The 4,755-nt window shown below is 60.8% G+C and carries 6 protein-coding genes; all 6 read right to left on the bottom strand.

The annotated features are described in order from the left end of the window. Positions 1-150: 150 nt before the first annotated feature. The 6 genes from P1T08_18200 to P1T08_18175 all read right to left on the bottom strand — a co-directional run bounded on the left by P1T08_18200 (position 151) and on the right by P1T08_18175 (position 4,660). On the bottom strand, positions 151-663 hold the full coding sequence (locus tag P1T08_18200; protein ID MDF1598010.1) for a hypothetical protein: 513 nt from the start codon (positions 661-663) through the stop codon (positions 151-153). Between the two features lies 1 nt (position 664). After that, complete coding sequence (gene pilO, locus P1T08_18195; protein MDF1598009.1) at positions 665-1,354, bottom strand: type 4a pilus biogenesis protein PilO; 690 nt, start codon at positions 1,352-1,354, stop codon at positions 665-667. Then, a complete protein-coding gene (locus P1T08_18190; protein MDF1598008.1) occupies positions 1,351-1,971 on the bottom strand; it encodes a PilN domain-containing protein in 621 nt (206 codons plus the stop codon). The genes pilO and P1T08_18190 overlap by 4 nt, the downstream gene beginning before the upstream one ends. After that, the gene (gene pilM / locus P1T08_18185; protein ID MDF1598007.1) at positions 1,971-3,041 is read right to left on the bottom strand and encodes a type IV pilus assembly protein PilM; all 1,071 of its coding nucleotides are present in this window, start codon (positions 3,039-3,041) and stop codon (positions 1,971-1,973) included. Before pilM ends, P1T08_18190 begins: the two co-directional genes overlap by 1 nt. 266 nt (positions 3,042-3,307) lie before the next feature. Further along, positions 3,308-4,081 carry a prepilin peptidase gene (locus P1T08_18180; GenBank protein ID MDF1598006.1) on the bottom strand — a complete coding sequence of 258 codons (774 nt, stop codon included), beginning with the start codon at positions 4,079-4,081 and terminating at the stop codon, positions 3,308-3,310. Between the two features lie 93 nt (positions 4,082-4,174). Next, complete coding sequence (locus P1T08_18175) at positions 4,175-4,660, bottom strand: prepilin-type N-terminal cleavage/methylation domain-containing protein (protein ID MDF1598005.1); 486 nt, start codon at positions 4,658-4,660, stop codon at positions 4,175-4,177. Positions 4,661-4,755 lie beyond the last annotated feature (95 nt).

Raw genomic sequence — 4,755 nt, 5'->3', positions numbered from 1 at the left:
TACCACCACGCATAGGAACAATCTCCTGGCGGACATAGACGCGCTACACAACAGGCACGATGTCCTGGCGGACTGCCTCTAGGTTTTGGGTTGTGATTTACAGCGGGCCGCCAAGTACAACCCATAACTCAAAACCTAAAACGGAGGTCGCTATTTGATGATCTCCTGGCCGATCAAGAGTTCGAAGGCGTTGTCGCCGAAGAGGATGACCGCCGAGTCTGCATCGAGGCTCACTATTTTGAAATTGGTGGCGAAGGTCTCGCCGACCCCGACGTCGTATTCGACACCGGCAACCTCGACTTTGGCCCGAAGCTCCCCACCGACGTCGGTGATATCGAGGAGCTTCACTACCGTGCCGGTGACCGATCCTCCGCCACCCGACGAGGTCCCATCGGTGATGATGACTCCGCCTGCGACGATGAGCGGCCGGAAGGGATCGCGGGGTTGAGAGAATTGAAAGTTGGCAGCCACCTTCATGCCCTCGAGCAGTGGAGCAGCCTCGACTGCGATGGTGTCGGTCGACGCCAGTTCGCCCGACAGAACCTCGGTCTGAGCGCGATATCCGGGAACGAGAGCCAACCAGACGGCCGCCACTCCGAACCCGATCAAGAGGATCGAGACGGCGATCGCGGTTCCGGCTCTTCGTATCGTGCGCGGCTGCATGTCATCCCCCTACCGTCGTGGTCGTTGTCTCAGTAGAACCATCTGCACCGGCGGCAGGTTCCTCAGCGGGGGCATCCTCAGCGGGGGCATCCTCCGCCGGAGCCTCATCGGCGGCCGGTTCCGCCGGCAGGAGCGACGAGAGCTCGAGCGGTATGACCACTTCGCTGGTCGTGAATACAACGCCGGAGATCGTCGCGTTCATTGAGTGGAATCCGGCTTCATCCGTACTGGCGGACAAGGTGAGTGAGTCGATCCGCACAATCCGATCCAGGTCGGCGATCCCGTAGAGGTATCCGAGTATCTCGAAGAACTGACCCTGCACCTGCACGGTGACACCGATCTCGAAGACCTCGGTGCCCTGGATGAGGTTCGGCACCGTGTAGCTTCCGCTCGTCCAGGCGAGCCCGTTCTCATCGGCCAGGTAGTTGAGATCGTCGATCAGTTCGGCGAGTCGGGGGGTGGATGGAATCCCCGTCTCGAGCTGACCGATGGCGGTGGCGTATTCCAGTTGGTTCTCTTCGATCTTCTGAAGTCGCGACAGTGTGGTCCGGAGAGTGAACTCCTCGGTCTGAGCGGTTTCGAGGTCGATCTGGGCGGTTTCCTTCCGCTCGTTGATCGGACCAACGACGAAGAAGTACCAGACGGCGGAGATCAGAACCGCGATGAGTAATCCGACCAGTATGCGCCTCACTCCGGAACCTCCGGAATGAGGTCGACTACTCGAGTGGACAAAGCGGCCGACGTCAACGCGGCCGCGGAACTGAAGTTGACGACCGGTATCTCCTCGATTTCGGACACCGAGGTTGAACTCACCCACCCAGCGCCCACCGCCGGCCAATAGCTCGAGTCGAGGACCCGCAGCCACGAGGAGGCGTCTTCATACCAGAAAGCCGTACCGCTCACACTGAGCGTGCCAAACGTGACATCGGTCTCCGTCGGCGTCGAAGCCTGGGCAGACAGAGACGACAGCCAGGCTCGATCGTTGATGATTCTCGCCAGATCGTTGAGCAGCCGGCCCCATGCGATATCGTTGGCGAGCGCCAGCTGCACTCTGGAGACGCCGCTTTGATAGTCCGCCCGCAACTGCCTGGCACCGTCCAGCTGACCGATTTCTGCCTGCAATCGCTGATTCTCTTGGCGTTGGGCCTCCAGGTCGGACTCGGCGTCATTGGCCTGGCCGACCAGCCAGAATGTGGCCAGCGCCAGCACCGCCACGAACGCCAGCACTCCGAGCATCATCCCGAAGATCTTGCGTCGCGCCTTCGATTTCTCCGAAACCTCCGGTGGAAGAAGGTTGATCGGTCGCATTAGGTTTCACCCCAGAGGGCCAGGCCGACCGGCACCGGCAAAACAGGCTGTGCCTGTGCCAGTTCAGCTTCCGAGAGCCCCACTTTTCCGATGCTCAGCCGGTCCCCATCCAGCATCCGGATAGGCGCCACCTCGATGTTGAGGGAGCGCCCCAGGCGGTTGGCCAGGTGCGGCAGCCTCGCCCCGTTGCCGGCAACGTACATGCGTTGGATTCCGCCGTCGGTGGCCTGCGACAAGTAGTAGTCGACCGAACCCCGGATCTCGTCGATCAACGCATCGGCCTGCCTGGTGAGCAGAACACGGGCCTTGTCATCGCCCTCGCTGCCGACCGGGGTTCCTTCGATGGCAACGCCGACCCGGCGTTTGGTCTGCTCAGCCTGAACTGCATCCATCCCCATGCCGTCGACGAGCGCTCTCGAGAAGTCCTCACCTGCCAATGAGACGATCCGGAGAAAGCGGACGGTTCCGCCCTTGACGATGACCACCTGCGTAAGACCGGCCCCGATATTAATGATCGCCTGGGGTGCAGTATCGAGATTCAAATCACCACCAAAGAGGACTCGCACGAGCGCGAAAGCCTGGAGGTCGACGGCCATGGGCTTGATGCCAATACCCTGGACCACGCGAAGCACATCCGTTGCCATCTGTTTTTGAGCAGCTACCACAAGAACCGACAACATGGGTTCGCCGTCCGGTGTCGTGAACTCCTCGAGCGGAATGAAGTCGAGGATGGCGTCCTCGATCGGGATGGGAATGTACTCCTGTGCCTGAAAGGCGAGCGACTCAGCCAGTTCATCTTCCGCCATATACGGGAGATCGACCCGGCGGACGATCACCCTCTGATTGGCGATTCCGAGAACCACGCGCTTCTTGGGCAGCTTGGCCGTTTTCCAGAGTCGGGTGAGAGCGCCGCGCACCAGGTCTTCATCGACGATCTCGCCCCCGATGACGGCGCCCGGCGGCAGCGCCACTTCACCGTATCGTTGGAGTGTCGGGGTGCCTTTCCCGGCGTTGACTACCGCAGCACGCACAGCAGTCGTGCCGATGTCTAACCCCACATTGACCGCCATCAGTTCTCCGCTCCAGGCGACCGCATAGATGTTGCGCCTCTCGCGGTGCAGCGCGCACCGCGTTGATTACGAACATGTAACTACACAAGTGTAACCAAGGCAAGTGCATCCGGGAGGAAGATCGGGCCTGGACGCAAGGTGGTACCGGGTTCAGATTTGAAGGTTCGATCCCCCCGACGCCGACGACGCCTGACGCACCCAGAACCTAGAACCCAGAACCTAGAACCGAGAGTTCGAAAAGAGCTTCACACATCGAACTGAATCGGCTAAATACCCAGATACCAATCAGCGATCGGGAGGCCGTAGACGATGCCGATCCATGCTCCCAGTACGAGGCTCGGGCCGAACGGGATGGCGTCCTTTCTCCCCCGCCGCCGGCTCACGAGGAGCGCGATCGAGATCAGACCACCGATGAAGAAGGCAAGGAAGATTCCCACCACGAGATGCTCCCACCCGCGGAAGGCCATGAACAGTCCCAGCAGGAAGGCGAGCTTGACGTCGCCGAACCCGAAGCCACCGCGGGCGATCAGGGCGAGCAAGAACAACCCTGCGAAGTACAACAAGCCCCCCAATGCGCCCCGGCCGAACTGACTGAGCTGACTATCAAGGACCGCCCCAATCGCGAGCAGCAGTACACCAACCACCGTCCCCGGGTAGAGGATTCGATTCGGAATGCGTTTGTGATCTAGATCGGTGAGGATCAACACCAGCGTCACCGCCGTGAACCACAAGTAGGCAGGCAACACCCAGTTGATGTCGGTCACGAAGACCGTTGCCGCGAACAAAGCGCCGGTGAGGACCTCAACGATCGGATAGCGCGAGGAAATCGGAGCAGCACAGTCCCGGCACTTGCCGCCGAGCAATAACCAGGAGACCACCGGGATGTTGTCACGCGGGCGAACGGGAGCCCCGCACGCCGGGCAAGCGGACGGCGGATTCACCACCGAGCGCCCGAGCGGCACCCGGTAGGCAACCACGTTGAGAAAAGAGCCGAACACAAGCCCAAAAACACCGGCGAAGCCGGCAGCCAACCCAGTCATCTCGCAACACTCCTGACGATCGACAGCCTAAAGCACAGGGTCATCGCGGTTGCGGACCCCGCAGGGCCCGCAATCCCGTTACGTCGAGCGGAGCTACCAACCACCGGCACACTCGACCAGTGAGTCGAGGTCGGCACCATTACCTGGTGCATCAACCATGCCATAGTAAGTGCCGGCTCTGCTCCCGCTGGCTTCGTCCACAAGGCAGAACCATGATCCCGATGCACTCTGGCTGATGAATACCACCGCCTGGTCGACGAACCCATCGGTGTTGGCCAGCGCGATGAACCCGACTTCCTTGAGCGCCGGTGCATTACCGGCAACGAAGGCGAGGTTGGCGTGGACGGCGGCCAGATCCGCGATCGCAAACCCGTAGTCCTGGGTTGTCTTGTCCGCGTAATAGACCTTGGCTGCCGTGAGGGCGTTCCGAAGATCGCTCTGAACGGCACGATTCTGGGATCTCGTCCTGGCACCCATGAAGGTAGGAACGGCAATGGCGATGAGAATGGAAATAATGAGCACCACAACCATCAACTCGACCAGGGTGAACCCGTCGTCGTCTTTGTGAAGTCTCTGCATGTCACCTCCTCTCGCACAGCTAGGTGGCTGCCGAAAAAGTTGGTGGTTGTGGGTCGGGGGTGCTCGCGTTCGAGGTCGTTTTCGGTCACACTGGA

The organism is Acidimicrobiia bacterium (genome assembly GCA_029210695.1).
Lineage (GTDB): Bacteria > Actinomycetota > Acidimicrobiia > Spongiisociales > JAHEDJ01 > JAHEDJ01.
This window is presented reverse-complemented; position numbering and strand designations above follow the sequence as displayed.